Source organism: Shewanella sp. 10N.7, assembly GCF_020806285.1.
GTDB lineage: Bacteria > Pseudomonadota > Gammaproteobacteria > Enterobacterales > Shewanellaceae > Shewanella > Shewanella electrodiphila.
Map to the genome: position 1 here is coordinate 1,852 of NZ_JAJGZS010000012.1, position 22,184 is coordinate 24,035.

Below are 22,184 nucleotides of genomic sequence, written 5' to 3' on the forward strand. Positions count from 1 at the left end.
CTTTGCAGTAACGGGCTTCTTTAAATATGGCGGAGAGATAGGGATTTGAACCCTACACTGATGCGCTACAAACCTTTTAATTCTCTTGCCGAACTCACTCAATTTCCACATAGCAAAAAGCCCGTTACTTTGCAGTAACGGGCTTCTTTAAATATGGCGGAGAGATAGGGATTTGAACCCTAGATGGGCTACAAACCCATGCCGGTTTTCAAGACCGGTGCATTCGACCACTCTGCCATCTCTCCGAACGCCAAGAATAATAATGTCCTCGGGGTTCACTGTAAAGTGATAAATTCAATTAAATGACTCGTTTGCTCAACATAACATCACCATGTTGTTTTTTTAACGGTTTACACCACATGGCGTACGTTAAAACCAGTAAATGTGTTTTATTAACACTAAGTCATTTAATTGGTTCTCATACTTAAACCTATCTACTCAAGTAAAAACAGCTCAAGCCAAATCTACTCAAACCCAATTGGCTTAAACCAAAAGGCTGAAACCAATAGACTTAAACCAAAAGGCTTGACAGTTTTAGGCTGCTTCTTTGACATTATCGATCTGCTTGTTTCGATCAGTTTCAGTCAATAATCCTTTGATCAAACTGAAGCAAGCTAAAAGTAAGATAATAGTAAATGGCAGTGCAGCAATAATTGTTATCGACTGTAGAGCTTGAATTGATTGAGTACCACCAATCCACAGCATTACCATAGCAATGGCACCAGAAATAAAGACCCAAACAACTTTCTGTCGATCAGGCACTTCTAACTTACCACCTGCAGTCATGCCATCAATCACAATTGAGCCTGAATCTAATGTCGTCACAAAGAAAACAATAATTAGTGCGATTGCGATAAGCGATAATATATTTCCGAGTGGGTAAGCTTCTAACATGTAGAACAAACTCAAAGATACGTCAGCAATACCTTGATCTATACCTAACTGCCCCACTTTATCAATCACTTGTTGAATTGCGATACCGCCAAAAATAGACATCCACGCTGATGTCACCGCTGTTGGTATTATCAATACACATAAAAGGAACTGACGAATAGTGCGCCCCTTAGATATACGCGCCACGAACATACCAAAGAAAGGAGCATAAGCGACCCACCAGGCCCAGTAGAAAACGGTCCAACCATGTAACCATGTGGTATCTTCTCGACCAGAAGATTGACTCAAAGGAATGATATTTTTAACGTAACCAGTAAGTGCGGTAGCGACTGAATCTAGTACCGTTGTGAAATTCAGCACGGCAATAAAGATAATAAAGACAAAGGCAATAACCATATTAAGGTTACTTAAAAATTTTATACCTCCATTCATCCCTCTAAGTACAGAGACTATGGCTAATCCCATGATCAACATAATAATGAATTGCTGAAGAAAGAGATTATTTTCAAGGCCAAACACATGGCTGATACCACTTGCAGCTTGAGTTCCGCCTAAACCGAGCGAAGTAGCTAAACCAAACAGAGTCACCAGCACAGTTAATACATCAATGACATCCCCTGTTTTGCCCCAAACTTTATCGCCTAGTAACGGATAGAACACCGAGCGCATCGATAAAGGCAGACCTTTGTTATAAACAAAATAAGCAAGACAAAGCGCTGTCATGCCATAAATGGCCCACGCATGAAAACCCCAGTGAAAAACAGTCGCCCCTAATGACACTTCACGTCCTTCAGGGGTAAATGGGTCAACATTTAACGGGGTGCCAAACCAGTTGGTATAAAATGCAGTTGGCTCAGCCACACCCCAAAAGATCAAGCCTATGCCCATACCAGCAGCAAATAACATGGCTATCCAGGATACCAAGGAATAATCAGCCTTGGCTTTATCACCACCTAAACGAATTTTCCCTAAAGGTGAAAACGCAATAACAACTGCAAGCAGCAGCATTATGTTTGCGCCCCACATGAAAAGGAAATCGAAATTAGATAGTACTGCGCCTTTTACTGAATCGATCGCAGCTTTGGCATCCGCTGGGGAAAGTGCTAATAAAGTGATGATGAAGAGAAGAGAGAGCCCGACTGAAGCGGTAAAAACTGTGTTGTGAACATCCATGCCCAATTTAGTCACATTATCCTGTCCGATTTGATAATCTGTAGATTCAATGCTGTATTTGTTTGATTTAAAACTCATAAATTATGATGTTCGCATATCCGGTTTCACGAATACAAAAGACAACTCCATTTTGCTTATATAGTTGATTAGCTAACCGCACCAGTAAAACTCATGTGCTACCCACTATATTAGGTGAGTAAAGGCTATAAGCTGAATCCCAAGCTTGTGATGCTAACACAAAGACTACACCTAAACGTTGATGTAAGCCCACGGATGCCAAAGAACAGAGAATTAGACCAAATACAGAGAGTAAAAAGCACACTATAAATAGCGGACTTTTCTTAAATATGGCGGAAATATATCGTATTTTTGAAAGAGGAACCCACGTTAATGCGCTACAAACCTTTTAATTCTCTTGCCGAACTCACTCAATTTCCAGATAGCAAAAAGCCAGCTACTTTTAAGTAGCGGGCTTTTCTAAATATGGCGGAGAGATAGCGTATTTTTGAAAGAGGAACCCTACATTGATGAACTACAAACCTATGTTTAACTATAAATACGCAAGAACGAAAAAAGGCTCATCATATCTGATGAGCCTTTCGTCTTTAATATGGCGAAGAGATAAGGAGTTGAACCCTACATTGATGAACTACAAACCTATGTTGTTTTATATATTAAATTCTAGATAGCAAAAAGCCCGCTAATAAATTAGCGGGCTTTTCTAAATGTGGCGGAGAGATAGGGATTTGAACCCTAGATGGGCTACAAACCCATGCCGGTTTTCAAGACCGGTGCATTCGACCACTCTGCCATCTCTCCGAACGCCGAGAATAATAATGTCCTCAACGTTTTCTGTAAAGCATAACTTTACATAAAACTTACCGTTTGCTTAAGATGGCATCACTCTGCTGATTTTTTATCAGCATAGGCGCTAATTCGAGCAGGATCTGGCTTTACAAAACATTGTTTAACTGAAGTCCAGTTATCATGCTTTGATAATAAGTAGCCCAAATACACGCCTACAGCACTTAATGTCACCCCTAAACCAATGGTCATTTCAGCATATTGGGCTAACAGAGCCACAATACTCGATGCACCAAATGCCATACCAATTTGAATAAAGTTCTGTAAACCAGCCGCCTTAGTCGCATTTTTACTGAATTGCTGCAGCGCATTGTTCACTACGATAGGATAAATTGCACCGTTACCAGCAGCTAAAATTGAAAAAGAGATCAGTAATGGGTAAATACTTTCAATTTTCATAACTAATGTCACGATAGCGATTGCAGCAACACACACAAAGAACAGCGCTAATACATACTTAAGTGCTGTCGGTGCGCCAAGCTTTTTCACCAACACCTTGCTCATGTAGCCACCTACAATGAACATAATGGTTTGAGGAATAAAGCTTAAGCCAATGGCCTGCGCTTCATAACCGTACTTGATCATTACACTTGGCCAAACCGTTAAATAACTGAAGAAAGCAGCGGAACAAGCGCCAAAAATGACCACATTACCTAGATAATGCGTATTTTTTAAAATCGACTTGTAGCTAATGCTCTCTTGTACTTCCGCTTGCTTGGTCTCAGCCGCAACTAACCACTTAGTTAATACAATTAATAACAATGCAATAATCACCAATGTGATAAAGACGGCACGCCAGCCAAAATTACTGACAATTGATGCACCTATCAGTGGTGCAACTGCTGGTGAAAGTGCAACAAGCGGCATAATGTTTGAAAATATTTTCTGTGCTTTTTCAGCATCATATTTTTCAACCACAATCGCTTGCCAAATCACGCCAGCACTACATGCACCCAGCGCTTGAAAAAATCGCGCAATATTAAGCATCACAATTGATTCACTGGCAACGATCGCGCCGCTGGCCGCTGCAAACAATGCAAGACCGATGATTAATGCTTTTTGCTTACCTACTTTTTCAACTAGTGGACCATATAATAATTGTCCTAGCGCTAAGCCTGCCAAAAAGGTGGTTAATGAAAAGGCCACATTATTTAAGCTAGTAGAAAATGAATCTGCAATATTCTGAAATGCAGGCAAATACATATCTGTAGCAATAAAGCCCAGCATACTCAGTAAAGCGAGGTAACCTAACAAAATAAAGTACTGCAAATTTGCAGACTTTGAATTAGTGGTAATGGATGATGCATTGTTCATGTAAAAAGGTATTCCAAGTTGAGACTATTAAAAACTGCGTGCAGTCTAATGACTTGCAAAAACTTTGTGAAACGTTTACTTTTGATGACTGCATTCATAATTTTTCATAGCAAAGGATAGCCCTTCATGCTTTCAGAACAAGCATTGGAAATGATAGATATAGTCGCGCGTGTCGGTAGTTTCACCGCTGCGGCCAATCAATTACACAAAGTTCCATCAGCCGTCAGTTATGCCGTTAAACAAATAGAAGACGAACTTGGTGTCATTTTGTTTGAAAGGCATCATCGAAGTGTAAGCTTAACTGAACCGGGTAAACACTTCGTGCAACATGCAAGAGAACTACTAGCTGAAATGAACGACTTAAAGCGCAGTACTCAGCGTGTCGCAAATGGCTGGCAGCCTACTTTGTCCATTGCACTAGATAATATTGTCCGTGCAGATAGGATCAGCGTATTAATTGCCGACTTCTACCGCCACTTTAGCGATGTAGAACTTATCATCCGCATTGAAGTCTTCAATGGTGTTTGGGAAGCATTGGCAACTGGTCGAAGTGACATTGCCATTGGCGCAACCACCGCTATCCCTGTCGGTGGCGTTTTTCAATATAAAGACATGCGCGACATTGAATGGGCGTTCTTGGTCAGTAAAAATCATCCTCTGGCCGATATTGAAACACCGCTTTCAGATGATGAACTACGTCAGTACCCTTCTATTTGTCTTGAAGATACGTCGCGAGAAATCCCAAAACGCACGACATGGTTACTCGATAATCAGCGCCGCTTAGTTGTGCCAGACTGGATCCGCGCAATAAACTGTTTCAGGGATGGTTCAGGTATTGGCTATATGCCGCTGAACCTTGCTAAACCGTTTATTCAATCAGGTTCGTTAATTTCTAAAACACTTGAGAACCCAAAGAATGCCAGCCCTTGCTGTTTAGCATGGAACCAAGAAAAGATGTCTCCGGCATTGGAATGGGTATTAGATTATCTAGGTGATACAGATAAACTGCATCGAGAGTGGTTAGCGTAAACGACGAATTTGCTGATGTCTCATTTTTATCAATTAATTAAGCCAGTTATTCAATTGTAATGAGCCAAATGTCAGATTTAATGTTCAGTTAAGCTAATTTTTTAACAATGGCATTATTATCATTGGATTTAGCGTAATCCAATTTGCCTTTTAATAAGCCTTTTAATAAGCCTTTTTTAGGTAATCAGGTGAGTTAGCTCTCTGATTTACACAATATTTATTGTTCCTGATGCAATTCGTTTACGAAGATTACTTTAAGCTGTAGTAAAGCTCAGGTATCATCAACTTAAGTCATTAGTAATTTATCAGTATGTTCCAAAGCTTTCTAATATAGGAACATCATTTTTTTAACGTCTTGGAGACTGTTATGAATCAACAAACTTTGTCGGGCCAACAAGCTACGACGATGGAAACCAACAAACTCATTAAAAACACTTACATGTTATTGTCCATGACATTAGCATTCGCAGCTGTAATGGCTGGTGTTGCAATGGCGATGAACATCGGTCCTTTCATGTCTATCGGTCTATCACTAGGCAGTATCGTAGTCATGATGGTTACCTTGAAAAAAGCCGATAATGCTTCGGGTTTAGCTTGGGTTTTCGCATTTACAGGTATGCAAGGTGCATCACTAGGTTACATTCTTAACCATTATGTTGGTATGGCGAATGGCCCAGAGCTTATTATGCAAGCCTTTGGTTTAACCTCAGTCATCTTTATCTCATTATCAGCATACGCAATCACCACTAAGAAAGACTTTAACTTTATGGGTGGTTTCTTATTTGCTGGTTTACTTGTGGTTATTGGTCTTTCTTTAATCAACATGTTCTTTGTAAACAGCGGCGCGATGTTTATGGCACTGCAAGCTGCTGTAGCGATGATTATGGTTGGTTTAATCCTTTATGATACAAGCCGTATCGTAAATGGTGGCGAAACAAACTATATTCGCGCAACAATCTCATTATTCTTAAACTTCATTAACTTATTCATGGCCCTACTACACTTGTTAGGCATGGGTAACGATGATTAATCAGTGAGTATCGGTATTAATCACTTATTTATGACCTTGTGATTAATCAGCTAACTACGCTAAAATGGCTCCCTTACAGGAGCCATTTTTTATTGTTATGAATAAATTTATTATCCAAGTTAATGGCACAGTTTATGGCTCTACCGCCAGTTTCCGCGCCCTTCGTTTTACTGAAAGCGTTTTGTCTTTGGGTCATCAAGTCAGTCATGTTTTCTTTTATCAAGATGGTGTGATGAATAGTAGCGCTTTAATTTGTCCCGCCTCTGACGAGCATGATTTACATCGAGCTTGGACTAAACTCGCTACTGAACATAATCTACATCTTGTTAATTGTGTTTCTGCTGCCTTAAGGCGTGGGGTTTTGTCGGCACAGGATGCAAACGAAAACCGTAAAGATGCTTTCAACGCCAGTGACAAATTCACAATGGGCGGACTCGGTGAACTCGTTACCGGTATTGAACAATCAGATAGATTGATTTGTTTCTAATGATTAAATACAGCGGTAAGACAAAGGTACTCAGTTAATGAAAAAAGTATGTGTCATCTTTAGACATAGCCCGATTGGTAATACTTCTAGTCGCGAAGGACTCGATTTTGCCATGTTAAGTGCAAGCTTTGAGCAAGAAGTCAGTGTGGTATTTACTGATGAAGCGGTTTTACATTTATTGCCTGAACAGCAGCCTGAACTCGTCGGCAGTAAGGATTACTTAGCCACTTTTAAAGCGCTTAGTTTATATGATATTGACACTGTTTTGGTTTGCCAAGAATCAGCTAAACAATTTGGTTTAAAAGAAAGTGAATTTAATTTTGAAGCTGAAATGGCGAGTGTTAAACAGATACAGCTATTAATTCAGCAGGCAAATGAAGTGGTGGTCTACTAACTATGATATTGCACCATATTCAAAGCTCAGTAACGGCTGATAACGCCCTTAACACTTGTTTACGTTACATTGATGCTCAAGACAGCATTTTACTCGCTGACGATGCGCTAAATTGTTTACTCAATACTCAATGGCAACAACGTTTGGCTGACTTCAAACTGTATGTGTTAATTGAAGACATTGAAGCCAGAGGCTTAAGCGAGCGTTTACCTCAATCAGCCAATATCTCAATCATTGATTATGACCAGTTTGTACTGGCTACATTGCAACACACTAAGGTGATCACTTGGTAGAATCATTTGAATTTAACGGTCAACACATTGAAGTTGACGCTAAAGGTTATTTAAAAAATTACACAGACTGGTCGCCAGAAATGGCGCCAACATTGGCAGCAACAGAAGAGATTGAACTCACCGAACAACATTGGGAAGTGATTAATTTTGTTCGAAATTTTTACTTAGAGTTTAAAACCAGTCCTGCAATACGTGTATTGGTTAAGGCTATAGGTCAGTCATTAGGGGCAGATAAAGGTAACTCTAAATACTTGTATACCCTTTTTCCTGTCGGACCGGCTAAACAGGCAACTAAGATAGCTGGGTTACCAAAACCTGCTAAATGCATCTGATTTTACAGTAGAAAATGAAACACTGCTCTTATCTTACTTTACTCAATTTGGTTATAAATTAGCTTAATACCGCTTAGTGATTTTAGGTTTGTATAAATTGAGATAAGAGCAAGTTAAACTAACAACAATTAGTTTTAAAATTAAACAATTACCTATAAGCTAACTTTTACTCTGGCAGGTAATCTCGCCCAGGTTTAATTAAGTCACTCTCTCCCACCGTTTTATCATTTAAAGCCGAGCCATAGTTTTCACGGCAATATGTACAAGGGCTCATTTTATTGATTAACCTGCCTTTTTTAGTGTATTTACGAATATATGCATGGGATATGGTGACATTTTTACGGTTCAATAATGTATCGCCGCCAACTTTAGCTTTTAAATCATTGACCGCTGCATCTTCAGCACACATTACGTCATCTGCTCTGCCCCAACCAAAGATATGTTCACCCTTATTATTAATATGTCTCGCCGCAACCCACGGGCCGCTATGGTGCCCTGTTGATTCACCATTGGGGTGGTAAGAAGGTTTATTGGCTAACTCATAGGGGATTAATTCAAGGGGATCGGTTGGCGCTATTTCACAGTTTTTATCTAGTGCTGAAGTTGGATTTTTAGTGACAAAGAAATGATGATTATGACTCAATTTAACATCACAATAATGGTACCTTGGGTCAATTTCAATCACTGTGACTATAGATGCTGCAGTGCCACTTCTAGCGATGATACTTGCACTAACCGCCAAGTCACCAGCTAAAACCCATTGGTTATCAGATAACTTAAAGTAATGCGTTTTGTCGACATACATCTTTGTCGACATCTCATCTATGACATATTCGATTTCTAACATCTTCATCTTTACTTTTTAAGTTGTGGACAACAGCAAATGATTTGTTGCCATAAAAAAACCAAACATGATGTTTGGTTTTTATTGTTTATCCCATTACCAAAGGGACTGTTAACCTTTGGCAATGTAGATGGCTATTAGCGTTATCTACTAAGCAATCTTTTCAAGTCCACGCATATACGGACGTAACGCTTCAGGAATAGTAATTGAGCCATCAGCATTTTGGTAGTTTTCAAGAATCGCTACCACTGTGCGCCCTACTGCCAAACCAGAACCATTCAGTGTATGTAAAAGCGTTGGCTTTTTATCATTAACACCGCGGTAGCGCGCTTGCATACGACGTGCTTGGAAATCTTTCATGTTTGAACAAGAAGAAATTTCACGGTAAGTGTTTTGCGCAGGTAACCATACTTCTAAATCATAAGTTTTAGCAGCGCCAAAGCCCATGTCGCCAGTACATAAGATCATAGTACGGTATGGAAGACCTAAACCTTGTAGTACTTTTTCAGCATGACCAGTCAATTCTTCAAGTGCTGCCATTGAATCTTCTGGCTTAACGATTTGAACAAGTTCTACTTTATCAAACTGATGCTGGCGAATTAAACCACGAGTATCACGACCGTAAGAGCCAGCTTCACTTCGGAAACAAGATGTTAATGCAGTCATTTTAAGAGGCAAATTCGCTTCTTCAACAATCGTGTCACGAACCATATTGGTTAATGGCACTTCAGCAGTAGGGATAAGGCTTAAGCCTTGTCCTTCTTCAGTCGCTGGTTTGGTGTGGAATAAGTCTTCACCGAATTTTGGTAATTGACCCGTACCCAGTAAGCTTTCTTCGTTCACTAATAACGGCACATACATTTCTGTATAGCCGTGGTTTTCAGTATGAAGATCTAACATATACTGACCAACTGCACGGGTTAAACGCGCAATTTGACCTTTCATTACGATAAAGCGTGAGCCGGTAATTTTAACTGCGCTTTTAAAATCTAAGCCATCTAAGCCTTCACCAAGGTCTAAATGATCTTTGACTTCAAAATCAAATTTAGTTGGCTCGCCCCATGTGCGCACTTCAACATTGTCATTTTCATCTGCGCCAGCAGGTACTGCATCATCAGGCAAGTTAGGCATGCTCATCGCAATACCATTTAACTCAGCTAATAACTCAGCTAGTTCAGTTTTCTTCGCATCAAGTTGAGAACCTAAATCCCCTACTTTTGCCATGATTTCACTGACATCTTCGCCACGAGACTTAGCTTGACCGATGGATTTAGAGATTGCATTACGGGACGCTTGTAATTCTTCTGTTTCCACTTGTAGCGACTTACGTTTTTCTTCTAAGGCAGTAAGGCGGCTAACATCAAGGATAAAGCCACGTTTAGCTAAAAGCTCAGCTGTGACTTCAAGTTCGTTACGCAAAAATTTTGGATCTAACATGTTTTATATTCTTAATAGTTAAATGCGAGAAATTACTAGCTGCTGGCCGACATATACCATGAAAATACATAGCGTGACATTCAACAACACGTTGAGAATTGCTTTTAAGAAGAGTCCTTCTTGCATGAGCAATAATGTTTCATTGGAAAACGTGGAAAAAGTCGTTAACGCGCCCAATAGCCCAACACCAACCATGGCTTTCATTTCTGGGCTTAGGTGACTTGTTTCAAGACCGATGGCATAAACGATGCCCATCAAGAATGATCCCAATATATTGACTAACAGTGTACCAAAAGGGAAACTGCTTCCAAATAGCTGAAGCATTAAAATTGAAATAACATAGCGAAAAACTGCACCAATTGAGCCTCCAAGTGCCACAAACATGATATTGGTCAAGCTAATCATAGCGTTTTACCTCGCTTGTTCTGTCAAGTTCAGCTAAATGGGCCAACTTATCCTTAATTCTTTTTTCAAAACCACGTTCAGTTGGATAATAAAACTGGCTTTGCTGCAGTGACTCAGGAAAATAATTTTCACCGGGTGCAAATGCACCAAGTTCATCATGAGCATAGCGGTATTCCGCGCCAAGCCCCATGTTTTTCATAAGCTGAGTCGGTGCGTTTCGTAAATGATCAGGTACTGACTCATGGCCAGTTTCTCTAGCAAGTGTTCGAGCCGCTTTAAATGCGGTATAAACAGCATTACTTTTGGGCGCGCTGGCTAAATAAACAATCGCTTGCGCAATGGCTCGTTCACCTTCTGCAGGCCCTACTCGGTGGAAACAATCCCAAGCATTGAGGGCAATATTCATTGCAGTTGGATCGGCATTACCAATGTCTTCAGAAGCGATCGCAAGCAGTCTCCTTGCAACATACAAAGGATCGCCGCCGCCTTCTAAAATGCGGCAATACCAATACAGCGCAGCATCTGGCGATGAACCACGCACTGACTTGTGCACTGCTGAAATTAAATCGTAAAATTGATCGCCATTTTTATCGTACGCGGCCATCTGATGGCCAGCAACTTGAGTAAGCATCTCTTGGGTAAAGCTGCCATTGTCACTGACTAGGTCGCTCATTAACTCTAATAAGTTAAGTGCTTTGCGGGCATCACCATCTGATGTGGCTGCTAATTGCTGCATAACATCATCTGGCATGGCGAAATTGCGTTTACCAAAACCACGTTCAGTGTCTGTTAATGCTTGATTGATAATTTGAGCAATATCATCACCATCTAGGCGATTAATGAGATACACCCTTGCTCGTGATAATAATGCGTTATTGAGTTCAAACGATGGGTTTTCAGTCGTTGCACCAACAAAAATGACCGTGCCATCTTCAATAAACGGCAAAAATGCATCTTGTTGGCTTTTGTTAAATCGATGTACTTCATCAACAAATAATAATGTGCGTTGACCACGACTTTGCGCAACTGCTTTTGCTTGCTCAATCGCAGCGCGAATTTCTTTAACCCCTGAGGTCACCGCAGAAATCCGCTCAACGTGAGCATTGGCATAATGAGCAACGAGTTCAGCTAGAGTGGTTTTGCCTGTGCCAGGCGGCCCCCATAAGAGCATTGAATGAGCACGATTGGCTTCAAGGGCTTGTCTTAACGGTTGGCCTTCACCAAGCAAATGGCTTTGACCAACGTATTCACTGATTTCCCTCGGGCGCATTCTTGCAGCTAAAGGACGAAAGTCGGGTGAGAAATCAAAGCCTAAGTTAGACACGGTAAACCTTATTGCGCAGGGCTATTACGTTGATCGTCTATATCAACGTTTGCCGGTACGACAAATTCAAACAATGATTGCTCATCTTCTGTCACACTGGCTTGATTGGTTAACATGAACTGACTGTGATTACCTTGCTCATCCAATAGATTAAAATCGGTTAGTTGAGTGTGATCAAAACAGACTTTTACCGTAACTACACTGCTTTCGAGTGATTTAGGTTTAATCATATAACAGGCTTTTCCTGACTCAGGCTCTACTTGACCAACATGGTATTGCGCCCAAGTTTCTTCATCTCTATGAACAAGTAAAGCAATCGGCGAAGCTTCGACAGCATCAGCAAAGTCCATCACGGTGACTTCTTCAGCAAATGGGTTAAATATCCACAAGTCTTGACCATCAGCAACAATTAAAGATTCATCCGGCTGAGTTAAATGCCAGTAGAATTTATTAGGATAAGCAAGGGCAAAAACGCCCTGGCCTGACTGAATCACTTTATCATTAATATCGGTAACGACTTGGCTAAAGTCAGCTTTTAAAGATGCCAATGTTTTCAGTTTTTCACGTAGTTCTGCTGAATCATCAGCGTGAACCGGCGTAATAAACAGCGCCGTGATAATTGATAATAAACCAACACATTTTTTCATATTCTTTCCTACTACTTCTAAGAGCGTAATCGTTATTTCAATGTAGCATTTAGGCCTAACAAACTAAGATTAAACTTCGTTTAACGTTTGCTGGCATTGTCTGATTAACCACGTGGTGGCGGTGGTGCTAACACTTCACGGTTACCATTATGGCCTTGCGTGCTGACAATACCTTGTGTCTCCATCATTTCGATAATTCTGGCTGCGCGGTTGTAACCGATTTTGAATTTACGCTGAACACTGGAAATAGAGCCTCTGCGGGTTTCAGTAACAAAAGCGACAGCCTCATCATATAACTGATCAGTATCATCATCGGTTTCTGCGGTTTCACCAGGTAACAGCACTTGCTCACCATCACTAACGCCATTAAGAATTTCTTCGACATATTGCGGTTTACCACGGGCATGCCAATCGGCAACCACTTTATGTACTTCATGATCATCAATAAATGCACCATGCACACGAATAGGCACACTGGTACCTGGTGGCAAGTAAAGCATATCACCCATGCCTAGCAAGGTTTCAGCGCCTTGTTGATCTAAAATGGTACGTGAATCGATACGTGAAGATACCTGGAATGCTATACGAGTCGGTACGTTCGCTTTAATCAAACCTGTAATCACATCGACCGAAGGACGCTGAGTCGCTAAGATTAAATGGATACCAGCTGCACGTGCTTTTTGGGCAATACGGGCAATCAATTCTTCTACTTTTTTGCCGACAATCATAATCATGTCAGCAAATTCATCGACCACTACAACTATCGAAGGTAATTTATCTAACTCAGGTGCTTGTTCATCCATGCTTTCAGATGATTTCCATAACGGGTCTACAATCGGTGTTCCCGCTTCTTTTGCAAGTTTAATCTTGGTGTTGTAGCCCTTAAGATTACGCACACCTAATGCCGACATTAACTTATATCGGCGTTCCATTTCACCGACACACCAACGTAGTGCATTGGCCGCTTCTTTCATGTCGGTCACAACTTCACATAATAAATGCGGAATGCCTTCGTAAACTGATAGCTCAAGCATTTTCGGGTCAATCATGATGAAGCGTACGTCTTCTGGTCCCGACTTATACAAAATACTGGTGATCATCACATTCACACCAACTGATTTACCAGAGCCTGTCGTACCCGCAACCAGTAAATGCGGCATTTTGCCTAAATCAACGACCACTGGGTCGCCTGCAATATCTTCACCTAACACCATTGATAGATTTGACTGGCTTTCTTCAAAGGTTTTGCTGTCAAGTACATCGCGCATAAACACGGTTTCACGGAACTTATTAGGTAACTCAAGACCCACATAAGCTTTACCTGGAATGACCTCTACGACACGGACACTTTCAGCTAGCAAAGAACGCGCTAAATCTTTAGACAAATTAGAAATTTTTGACGCTTTAACACCTGGAGCAAGCTCTAACTCAAACCGGGTAACAACAGGACCTGGGAATACGCCAACAACATTGGCTACGATGTTAAAGTCAGCTAACTTGGTTTCCACTAAGCGAGCAACAATATCTAACTCATCTTTTGTGATTGGGTTTTCTTTTCGATCAGGGACATCAAGTAAGGTAATACTCGGTAAAGGCGGCATGGCAACACGTGGCTGACTCATAACAACCTGTGGCTCTTGTCCTGGAATTACCACGATACCTTCCGCTATATACGGTTTGTCTGAGGCTACTGGCGCTGTAGATTGCGCCGCATTCGTTTGCTGCTGCTCAGTTAATTGCTTTTCACTTTGTTGGTCATCACTTTGCTGATTTTTAACTGCCGCAGCCATCACGGTTGCACCAATAGATGTCGTGCGTTCAAACTCATCGCCAAACTCGATACTTTCGTCATTAGTTTGCTGCGGATCTAATTGATTAGCATTTGTTAAATCAACTGCTGGCGCATCACCTGATGCAACCCATGGTTGGCTTGATTCATCTGCGGTGTTGTTAATGCTAACCTGAGGCTCTACCCTAGTTTGAGTTTGAGTTTCGCTATCAATTTCAGCATCTTGATCATCATCTTGTGATTCTTCACGGCGCGGAATGATTTTAGACTTCATTCGTGCGAAAACAGATTGTTTGGCAGGCTCTTCTTCGTACTCATCGTCTGCTATGTGATTGTCAGTGTTGTCAGACACAACATCAAACTGCGGTTCTAACTTGCCGCCATAATGACGTTCCGGTGCTTTTTCTATATTTGAAGGCTGTTTAATTGAAGGCTGTTCATTTGAGGGTTGCACTTCACCATCAATCACATCCTCTTCTTCACTATTTTTGTCACGGCCTTGCTTAAACTTATCAACCACAGACATAAAGCCACGCGTGTCTTCAGTTTCATTTGAACCATTGAAATAACTTGGAAGACTGATCAGTTTTTTCACGCACCATATGGTGCCATAGCCTGTCGCTTCAATCACAGTTAACCAACTGATCCCTGTGGTTAATGTAAAACCTGCACCAATAAAGCACAGTAACAGTAATGTGGTACCCAGGTTGTTAAAGTACGGCAACATGGCTTGGCCAATAACGTCACCAGCAACACCACCGGCAGAAAAAACGTACATATCATCGGCATTCATACTCGCAAGCGCTGCTAATGCCAACACCATCAACATAAAGCCAATGATCCTTAATCCCACAGAAAAGTAATCTATTTCAAATAATTTGTGAGTGCGATTAAAAATAAACCAACCAGTGGCCGCAATGATGACCGGAATTAAATAGGCAATAAAACCAAAGAAGTAAAACAGCACATCGGCAGTCCAAGCCCCTACTGCGCCTGTAAGATTATTGATTTCACCTTGGAAATGAGACTGACTCCAGCCAGGATCACTAGGATCAAAACTGCTGAGCGCAAGAAGAATGTAGGTTGCTGTCATGCAACATATAATCAATCCACCTTCGAGAAGGCGTTGAAGGCCACTAAGTGTTTGAAGACTTTTTCCCTGAGACAAACGAAAACACCCGAATAAGAATTTAAGAAGAATGATAACAATAACAGAATATCATTGATGTTGCAGTGATTATGCAATGGCAATAAGCCAAGCTCAACCTAATGTTTTCAGATAGATGGATGCTTAACCAAAATTTAATTATCCATGAATCATTTGGTTACTTTTACACCGATAAGTGACATTTTTTAAGTGTGAACAAATTTTGGACAAAAAAATAAAGGGCAATGCCCTTTATTTTTATTGGTCAGAAAGTTTAGTAGCTATCCGCTAATAAATTTAATGCGACTTTATTAGTTTGTTTGACTTCTTCCATAACCACATAAGTACGAGTATCAGAAACTGATGGCAACTTAAGTAGTGTCTCACCTAATAAACGACGATATGCCGACATATCAGATACTCGAGTCTTCAATAAATAATCAAAGTCTCCAGATACTAAATGACATTCTTGAATATCATCGAGTAATTGAACCGCTTTGTTGAAGCGTTCAAAAATATCAGGCGTATCGCGTGTTAACGTGATTTCCACAAATACAAGTAAAGATGCACCAAGATAATGAGGGTTAACTAATGCAGTGTAGCCATTAATGTAACCTTGTTTCTCAAGACGCTTAACTCGCTCTAAACAAGGAGTAGGACTAAGCCCTACTCGTTTCGATAACTCCACGTTTGATATGCGACCATCAACTTGAAGTTCATTGAGGATATTACGGTCAATCCGATCTAAATCTTTTACAGAATTTTTTTTATTATTTGCCATATTATTAACCTTGCTTTAGCACAAAAACAACATATTCATCTTTTAATGTGTAAAGTTTAGCAGCATAAACTGCGTCTTGGGCACTATACTAGACTTCCCTGAAATAAGCACGTTCAGGCGAACGATTATAATAATAATTGAACTGTCAACAACGACAACTGATTAAATAGAGGCACAAAATGATTATTGGTATCCCTACTGAAATCAAAAACCACGAATACCGCGTAGGTATGGTTCCTTCAAGCGTTAGAGAACTAACGATTAAAGGTCATGATGTATTCGTACAATCCGATGCTGGTATTGGCATTGGTTTTACCAATCAAGATTTTATTGACGCTGGTGCTTCTATTCTAGAAACTGCCGCAGAAGTGTTTGCTCAGTCAGACATGATTGTAAAAGTTAAAGAGCCTCAAGCCATTGAACGCGCTATGCTGCGTGAAGATCAGATCCTATTTACATATCTGCATTTAGCACCTGATATGCCACAAACTGAAGACTTAATTAAAAGTAAATCAGTATGTATCGCTTATGAAACAGTGACTGATGATCGTGGTGGCTTACCACTACTTGCACCAATGTCAGAAGTGGCAGGTCGTATGTCAATTCAAGCTGGTGCTCGCGCCCTTGAAAAGTCACTAGGTGGTCGTGGTATGTTGCTTGGCGGTGTGCCAGGTGTTGAACCTGCCAAAGTGGTTATTATTGGCGGCGGCATGGTAGGTACAAATGCTGCACAAATGGCTGTGGGCATGGGCGCAGACGTAGTTGTACTTGACCGTAGCATTGATGCATTACGTCGTTTAAACGTTCAATTTGGCTCGTCAGTTAAAGCAATTTACTCAACTGCAGATGCGATTGAACGTCATGTAATTGATGCTGACTTAGTCATTGGCGGTGTATTAGTCCCTGGCGCAGCTGCGCCTAAATTGGTGACGCGTGACATGATTTCACGCATGAAACCTGGCAGTGCTATTGTTGATGTGGCTATCGACCAAGGTGGTTGTGTTGAAACATCTTACGCTACAACACACCAAGAGCCGACGTACATTGTTGATGATGTTGTTCACTATTGTGTGGCTAACATGCCGGGCGCTGTAGCCCGTACATCAACGTTTGCACTGAACAATGCAACCCTGCCATACATTCTTAAACTTGCTAATTTAGGCTATAAAAAAGCACTACTTGCTGACCAGCACTTACTGAATGGCCTTAATGTTATCCACGGTAAACTAGTCTGTAAAGAAGTGGCTGAAGCATTAGAGCTTGAGTTTACTGAACCAAAAATTATGCTTGGTTAATACTAAATAGGCCGTTAATTAACGTCGCCATTTTTAGTTTAAAAACCGCTCTTAGAGCGGTTTTTTTGTGCCTACCCTCTTTTCTTTTAAACTAAAGTTGAGATTAATCAACCACAAACAATTGCAACACTTTGTATCAATCGTTCGTTTTACACACAACTTACAACTGTGTGCTGAGTTTTTTACTACAATTAGACAGTCAATTTGGACTTTTTTTATACCTCGAAAAAAATCATCGTAAAATGACACGAATCCCCCAACACCTCTCACAACCCATATACAACAAGGCTTTCAGCTAATGCAAGTCAATAAAAGGGACTAAAAAATTGAATTTAACAGCCAATAGCGTTTTATCCTGCTGAAATTTTTTATAGCAGTGTTTTTGACTGTTGGCGTTTTGACCAAAAATCTCTACAATTTGAACCTAAATTAACGAAATAAAGAGAAGAAAATGTGGTTTCAAAAACAAATAACCTTAACGGCTAAACCACGTGGGTTTCATTTAGTGACTGATGAAATATTAAAGCAGATCCCTGAATTATCGAACTTTTCAATCGGGCTAATGCACGTGTTCTTACAACACACCTCAGCGTCTATCACAATTAATGAAAATGCCGATCCCAGTGTTAGGCAAGATTTTGAGTCTTACTTTAGTAAAACTGCGGCTGAAAATGAGCCTTACTATGTGCACACCTATGAAGGTAGTGATGACATGCCTGCACATTTAAAATCGAGCCTATTAGGTTGTGAGCTGTCGATTCCAATTAGTGATGGTCAATTAGCGGTAGGAATGTGGCAAGGGATCTATCTTGGCGAGCATCGCAATCATGGCGGTCAGCGACATATGATGATTACAATTCAAGGTGAGTAGTACTTAAGTCATGAATTATTCAGGCTAATCAAGTCGAAGAATGCTTGCTGAGGCATAGGTTTGTAAAAAAAGTAACCTTGTATAGCATCAACTTTATTATTTTTTACGAAATCCAATTGTGCTTGGGTCTCTACCCCTTCCGCCGTTACCGCAAGTTCTAATGCATTACTCATGCTTGCAATCGCTTCAACAAGTGCCCTATGACGGGGTCCTTGTTCAATTTTCTGAATAAAAGCCTTATCAATCTTAATTTGATCCACAGGAAAATTGGCAAGGTAGGATAACGATGAGTAACCAGTACCAAAATCATCTACCGAAATTTTTATCCCGCAACTTCTTAGTTGATTCAATAGACTCTCAATATTCTGGTGCTGATCCATCATCAATGACTCGGTAATTTCAAGCGTCAGCAATGATAATGGGAAGTCAGATTCTGTTTGTTGGTCCATGAACTCTTCAAAACACTGGAGAAACTGTTTTTGCAAATCGTCAGTTAAAAATTCACAAGTAGAGACATTTACTGATAATGCAATCGGTTCACCCTGTCGCCAGCACTCTGCAATGATCTTTAATGCCTGTTGTCTTACCCATTTACCAATAGGAACAATCAGCCCTGACTGCTCTGCGATTGGGATAAACTCTTCAGGAGATATAAATTCACCATTTAATTGCCAGCGTAATAGAATTTCAGCCTTTTCTATTTTCGAGGTTTTGGCTGAAACAATAGGCTGAAAATACAGTTCAAATGCTTCTTCGTTTAACGCTTTATTGAGTTCCATTTGCAGGTAAGCGGTACGTTCAGCGTTTTTTTGCATTTCTTTATTAAAGAATTGATAGCTGTTACGACCTTTTAATTTAACGTCATACATTGCTTGGCTAGCAAAATTAATCAGTGATTCAACAATGGTTGAGTCTTCAGGGTAACGCGCAATGCCGATACTCATCGATGGATGTATTTGCTGCTGCTCAATAACCACAACTTCCGTAACTGATTGGTTAATCTGTTTCGCGAGTGCGATAAGTTCATTATCGGTGATTAGACCTGGGATAAATAAACCAAATTCATCACCGGCGATTCTTGCTAACATACTATTGGATGGCGAAATTAAACTTAAACGGTCTGACACTTCTTTAAGCAAAAAGTCACCATTTTCATGACCTAAGCTGTCGTTAATTAACTTAAAGTTATCTATGTCCATTAGCAGCACACTACAAGCAATATTATTTTGTTTTGTGCGTTCATGCTGCCAGACATAATCATATATTTTATCTAAAAAACATCTTCGGTTAGCAAGGCTGGTTAATGCATCATTATTAGCTTGAAAATGAATCAGCTTATTCGCACTTTTATGTTCGCTTATATCTGTTATTAACCAAGAGAAACAATTTTGCTCACCATGATAATCTCTGAACGTAGTCACCGTGACTTCAGCATCAAATGTTTGGCCATTTCTTTTATAACCAACCAACTCCCCTTGCCACGTATTGCCTCTTGTTAAATTTTTAAGCATCGAGCTTAATGCTTTTTCATCAGATCTTTCAAAAAAGACTTCTGGCTCAAATACAGATTTGTCCGCAGTAAAATCTCGAGTAATGGTTTTGAACATTGGGTTTACAAGTAATAAGGAATGGGAATCAGTTGTGATCACTAAGCCCATAGGTAACTTACTAAATATTCGACTGGTTAGTTGTTGTAAGTGTAAAGCCTGGCTACGCTCTATTGATAAACTGGCTAACTTTGCCGCTTCTTGAATTAATTCGAGATCTAATGCTGAGGGAGATTTCTTGGTATCATAATACATGGCAAACGTTCCTAAAACGTCACCATTTGAATCAATAATAGGCTCTGACCAACAGGCCTTTAGTCCCGCTTTGAGGGGTAATTCTTTAAAGGCTGCCCAATTAGGAGAGGTTTCAATATCCTCAACAATAACCCTCTTACCAGTGGCAGCTGCTGCGCCACATGAACCAATCTCAGGGCCAATTTCAACCCCATGAATAGCTTGGTTGTACTCTTCTGGTAAACTAGGTGCTGCGCCATTAAGTAAACGCTTTTTATCATTACTGATTAATAAAACCGAGGCTTTGGTACCTATTTTTTGTGCTTCAATGGATAAAACTAAAGAATGGAGTATTTCGCGAAGTGGTGAGCCTTCCAGTACCATAGATAAAATCGTGCTATAACGCTCAATGCTTGAAGAGCGATGTGTTAAAACATCGCTACTCACAAAATCATTCACTTTATACTGCGCGCTATCCATAGAGCTCCTACGATTTAAAAAACTAGTGCGAACTGTTTATGACAGTTTGACTGCATCATATATATTATGAAGATTATGCATATTTAAAGATAAAATCAACAAAAGCATTACAAGTGACCAACAAGTGTACTCTTTGCAAAAAGGACAAACATTTGATTAATCTGGTTTGAATGAGAATTAGCTATTTTTATGCTCTAAAAATAACAAAAGCAGTATTGTCTGCTGATAATACTGCTTTTAATGATGTGTTTATCGTTAGATTTTATTTGAAACAATTCTTTAGAATTTTACTGAGTACTTACTCCAAGATAACTGAAAATATTCAAACAACAACTAACTCAAAAGTTAGGCTTCGCTTACACGTTCCATACGGGCTAAATAAAAACCATCAAAACCATGTTCTGAAACCAAAATTTCTTCATCATCGATTAATTTAAAATGAGGATTTGCAGCAATAAATGCATCAACTTGGTTACGGTTTTCATCCGGCATAATCGAGCAAGTTGCGTACACAAGCATCCCACCGACTTTCACCATACGGCTGTAGCTTTGTAAAATATCTTTTTGTAGCTCAATTAATACCGGCAGGCGTTCTGGCGTGTCACGCCATTTTGAATCTGGATTACGTTTAAGCACTCCAAGACCAGAACAAGGCACATCAAGTAGCACTCGATCTGCGGTAAGTTTTAAGCGTTTAATGGTTTTACTGCTGGCAATAATGCGTGTCTCAACATTATGCGCACCGGCTCTACGAGCACGAGTCTTTAAATTGTCGAGTTTCCACTGCTCAACATCCATCGCTAACAAACGGCCTTTACCTTTCATTTGCGCTGCAATATGTAATGTCTTACCACCAGCCCCTGCACATGCATCTACAACTCGCATACCCGGTTTTGCATCAACAGCGGCTGCAACAAGTTGTGAGCCAGCGTCTTGCTGCTCAAAGTAACCTTCTTTAAATGCTTTTGTTTTAAATAAAGCAGAGTCAGAGCGAACTTCAAGGGCACTTTCTACCCCGTCAACTTCAGCTGTTGCGACTAATTCTTTGGTTAAACGTTGCTTTAATTCTTCTCTAGTACCTTTTAAAGAATTAGCTCGGATATAACGTTTAGGTACTGCTGCTAACGCAGCTCTTTCTGCTGGCCATTTATCACCTAATTGCTCAGCACCTAGAGTATCTAACCACTCAGGACAACCGTCCCATAATGCTGGCTGCGTTTTAGCTTCTGCGATACGCGCGGCAAAATCGTCTGCATCAACTTGTAATGCATATTCCATCTTAGGTATTTCAAGTTCATGGAATAAATGCCATCCATTGAGTAACTTTGACCCCATTCTTTCGATATCATCTGCTTTCATATCAACTAAGTAGCAATATAAATTCAAACGACGAAGAATATCACCCGTTACTGTTGTGATACGGGCAAGTTCTGCAGGCGGAAATTGCATACCAGAAAAGTTGTGAGAATATGCTCTATCTAATGGCTTACCATCAGTTAACACCATGGTTAGCACATCAATTACCAGTTCAGATGAACTGCCAGAAAGTGGGAAAGTCAGCATTGGGGATCTC

Annotated in this window: 19 protein-coding genes and 2 tRNA genes; 8 read left to right on the forward strand and 13 right to left on the reverse strand. The window is 40.3% G+C overall.

Features of this window, described 5'->3' with window-relative positions; translation table 11 throughout:
• Window positions 1-154: 154 nt before the first annotated feature.
• From LMH66_RS09285 to punC, 4 genes are all read right to left on the reverse strand, one after another.
• Window positions 155-245: transfer RNA gene (locus LMH66_RS09285), tRNA-Ser, on the reverse strand.
• A gap of 289 nt (window positions 246-534) precedes the next feature.
• Window positions 535-2,145: a BCCT family transporter gene (locus LMH66_RS09290; protein ID WP_229369508.1), complete on the reverse strand. Its 1,611-nt coding sequence runs from the start codon at window positions 2,143-2,145 to the stop codon at window positions 535-537.
• Window positions 2,146-2,795: 650 nt separating this feature from the next.
• Window positions 2,796-2,886, reverse strand: a tRNA-Ser gene (locus LMH66_RS09295).
• Window positions 2,887-2,967: 81 nt separating this feature from the next.
• A complete protein-coding gene (gene punC / locus LMH66_RS09300; RefSeq protein ID WP_229369509.1) occupies window positions 2,968-4,245 on the reverse strand; it encodes a purine nucleoside transporter PunC in 1,278 nt (425 codons plus the stop codon).
• A gap of 126 nt (window positions 4,246-4,371) precedes the next feature.
• On the opposite strand from punC, the gene punR reads away from it, so the two are divergent.
• From punR to LMH66_RS09330, 6 genes are all read left to right on the forward strand, one after another.
• Window positions 4,372-5,274: a DNA-binding transcriptional activator PunR gene (gene punR, locus LMH66_RS09305; RefSeq protein ID WP_102526182.1), complete on the forward strand. Its 903-nt coding sequence runs from the start codon at window positions 4,372-4,374 to the stop codon at window positions 5,272-5,274.
• Between the two features lie 367 nt (window positions 5,275-5,641).
• Window positions 5,642-6,304 (forward strand): Bax inhibitor-1 family protein, encoded by a 663-nt coding sequence (locus LMH66_RS09310; RefSeq protein ID WP_102526183.1) that lies wholly within the window; start codon window positions 5,642-5,644, stop codon window positions 6,302-6,304.
• A 97-nt stretch (window positions 6,305-6,401) separates the two neighbouring features.
• Window positions 6,402-6,791 (forward strand): sulfurtransferase complex subunit TusD, encoded by a 390-nt coding sequence (gene tusD, locus LMH66_RS09315; RefSeq protein ID WP_102526184.1) that lies wholly within the window; start codon window positions 6,402-6,404, stop codon window positions 6,789-6,791.
• A 37-nt stretch (window positions 6,792-6,828) separates the two neighbouring features.
• Window positions 6,829-7,185, forward strand: a complete 357-nt coding sequence (tusC, locus tag LMH66_RS09320; RefSeq protein ID WP_102526185.1) for a sulfurtransferase complex subunit TusC — start codon at window positions 6,829-6,831, stop codon at window positions 7,183-7,185.
• A gap of 2 nt (window positions 7,186-7,187) precedes the next feature.
• The gene (tusB, locus tag LMH66_RS09325) at window positions 7,188-7,478 is read left to right on the forward strand and encodes a sulfurtransferase complex subunit TusB (RefSeq protein ID WP_102526186.1); all 291 of its coding nucleotides are present in this window, start codon (window positions 7,188-7,190) and stop codon (window positions 7,476-7,478) included.
• Window positions 7,472-7,810 (forward strand): TusE/DsrC/DsvC family sulfur relay protein, encoded by a 339-nt coding sequence (locus tag LMH66_RS09330; RefSeq protein ID WP_102526187.1) that lies wholly within the window; start codon window positions 7,472-7,474, stop codon window positions 7,808-7,810. Before tusB ends, LMH66_RS09330 begins: the two co-directional genes overlap by 7 nt.
• A 166-nt stretch (window positions 7,811-7,976) precedes the next feature.
• Here LMH66_RS09330 and LMH66_RS09335 read toward each other — a convergent pair whose 3' ends face one another.
• The 7 genes from LMH66_RS09335 to lrp form a co-directional block, all read right to left on the reverse strand.
• Window positions 7,977-8,657, reverse strand: a complete 681-nt coding sequence (locus LMH66_RS09335) for a hypothetical protein (RefSeq protein ID WP_229369510.1) — start codon at window positions 8,655-8,657, stop codon at window positions 7,977-7,979.
• 147 nt (window positions 8,658-8,804) lie between these two features.
• Window positions 8,805-10,091, reverse strand: coding sequence for a serine--tRNA ligase (gene serS, locus LMH66_RS09340; protein ID WP_102526189.1), 1,287 nt, complete (start codon window positions 10,089-10,091; stop codon window positions 8,805-8,807).
• 18 nt (window positions 10,092-10,109) lie between these two features.
• Window positions 10,110-10,496: a fluoride efflux transporter CrcB gene (gene crcB / locus LMH66_RS09345; protein WP_371997797.1), complete on the reverse strand. Its 387-nt coding sequence runs from the start codon at window positions 10,494-10,496 to the stop codon at window positions 10,110-10,112.
• Window positions 10,489-11,820 (reverse strand): replication-associated recombination protein A, encoded by a 1,332-nt coding sequence (locus LMH66_RS09350; RefSeq protein WP_229369511.1) that lies wholly within the window; start codon window positions 11,818-11,820, stop codon window positions 10,489-10,491. Before LMH66_RS09350 ends, crcB begins: the two co-directional genes overlap by 8 nt.
• An 8-nt stretch (window positions 11,821-11,828) precedes the next feature.
• Window positions 11,829-12,467, reverse strand: a complete 639-nt coding sequence (gene lolA, locus LMH66_RS09355) for an outer membrane lipoprotein chaperone LolA (RefSeq protein ID WP_229369512.1) — start codon at window positions 12,465-12,467, stop codon at window positions 11,829-11,831.
• A 104-nt stretch (window positions 12,468-12,571) separates the two neighbouring features.
• On the reverse strand, window positions 12,572-15,424 hold the full coding sequence (locus LMH66_RS09360; protein WP_229369515.1) for a DNA translocase FtsK: 2,853 nt from the start codon (window positions 15,422-15,424) through the stop codon (window positions 12,572-12,574).
• Between the two features lie 253 nt (window positions 15,425-15,677).
• Entirely contained in the window at window positions 15,678-16,184 is a 507-nt protein-coding gene (lrp, locus tag LMH66_RS09365; protein WP_055026025.1) for a leucine-responsive transcriptional regulator Lrp, read from the reverse strand.
• A 179-nt stretch (window positions 16,185-16,363) separates the two neighbouring features.
• On the opposite strand from lrp, the gene ald reads away from it, so the two are divergent.
• Window positions 16,364-17,479: an alanine dehydrogenase gene (gene ald / locus LMH66_RS09370; protein WP_102526193.1), complete on the forward strand. Its 1,116-nt coding sequence runs from the start codon at window positions 16,364-16,366 to the stop codon at window positions 17,477-17,479.
• Between the two features lie 451 nt (window positions 17,480-17,930).
• Entirely contained in the window at window positions 17,931-18,350 is a 420-nt protein-coding gene (locus LMH66_RS09375; protein WP_229369516.1) for a secondary thiamine-phosphate synthase enzyme YjbQ, read from the forward strand.
• Between the two features lie 8 nt (window positions 18,351-18,358).
• Here the strand turns inward: LMH66_RS09375 and LMH66_RS09380 are convergent, their stop codons facing one another.
• On the reverse strand, window positions 18,359-20,611 hold the full coding sequence (locus tag LMH66_RS09380; protein ID WP_229369518.1) for an EAL domain-containing protein: 2,253 nt from the start codon (window positions 20,609-20,611) through the stop codon (window positions 18,359-18,361).
• A 345-nt stretch (window positions 20,612-20,956) separates the two neighbouring features.
• A complete protein-coding gene (locus LMH66_RS09385; protein WP_229369520.1) occupies window positions 20,957-22,174 on the reverse strand; it encodes an RsmB/NOP family class I SAM-dependent RNA methyltransferase in 1,218 nt (405 codons plus the stop codon).
• Window positions 22,175-22,184: the final 10 nt, after the last annotated feature.

Excerpts from the sequence above, each read along its gene's own strand:
- LMH66_RS09290 (WP_229369508.1), bottom strand. The coding sequence starts at position 2,145 with ATGAGTTTTAAATCAAACAAATACAGCATTGAATCTACAGATTATCAA.
- punC (WP_229369509.1), bottom strand. The coding sequence starts at position 4,245 with ATGAACAATGCATCATCCATTACCACTAATTCAAAGTCTGCAAATTTG.
- punR (WP_102526182.1), top strand. The coding sequence starts at position 4,372 with ATGCTTTCAGAACAAGCATTGGAAATGATAGATATAGTCGCGCGTGTC.
- LMH66_RS09310 (WP_102526183.1), top strand. The coding sequence starts at position 5,642 with ATGAATCAACAAACTTTGTCGGGCCAACAAGCTACGACGATGGAAACC.
- tusD (WP_102526184.1), top strand. The coding sequence starts at position 6,402 with ATGAATAAATTTATTATCCAAGTTAATGGCACAGTTTATGGCTCTACC.
- tusC (WP_102526185.1), top strand. The coding sequence starts at position 6,829 with ATGAAAAAAGTATGTGTCATCTTTAGACATAGCCCGATTGGTAATACT.
- tusB (WP_102526186.1), top strand. The coding sequence starts at position 7,188 with ATGATATTGCACCATATTCAAAGCTCAGTAACGGCTGATAACGCCCTT.
- LMH66_RS09335 (WP_229369510.1), bottom strand. The coding sequence starts at position 8,657 with ATGTTAGAAATCGAATATGTCATAGATGAGATGTCGACAAAGATGTAT.
- serS (WP_102526189.1), bottom strand. The coding sequence starts at position 10,091 with ATGTTAGATCCAAAATTTTTGCGTAACGAACTTGAAGTCACAGCTGAG.
- crcB (WP_371997797.1), bottom strand. The coding sequence starts at position 10,496 with ATGATTAGCTTGACCAATATCATGTTTGTGGCACTTGGAGGCTCAATT.
- lolA (WP_229369512.1), bottom strand. The coding sequence starts at position 12,467 with ATGAAAAAATGTGTTGGTTTATTATCAATTATCACGGCGCTGTTTATT.
- lrp (WP_055026025.1), bottom strand. The coding sequence starts at position 16,184 with ATGGCAAATAATAAAAAAAATTCTGTAAAAGATTTAGATCGGATTGAC.
- ald (WP_102526193.1), top strand. The coding sequence starts at position 16,364 with ATGATTATTGGTATCCCTACTGAAATCAAAAACCACGAATACCGCGTA.
- LMH66_RS09375 (WP_229369516.1), top strand. The coding sequence starts at position 17,931 with ATGTGGTTTCAAAAACAAATAACCTTAACGGCTAAACCACGTGGGTTT.
- LMH66_RS09380 (WP_229369518.1), bottom strand. The coding sequence starts at position 20,611 with ATGGATAGCGCGCAGTATAAAGTGAATGATTTTGTGAGTAGCGATGTT.
- LMH66_RS09385 (WP_229369520.1), bottom strand. The coding sequence starts at position 22,174 with ATGCTGACTTTCCCACTTTCTGGCAGTTCATCTGAACTGGTAATTGAT.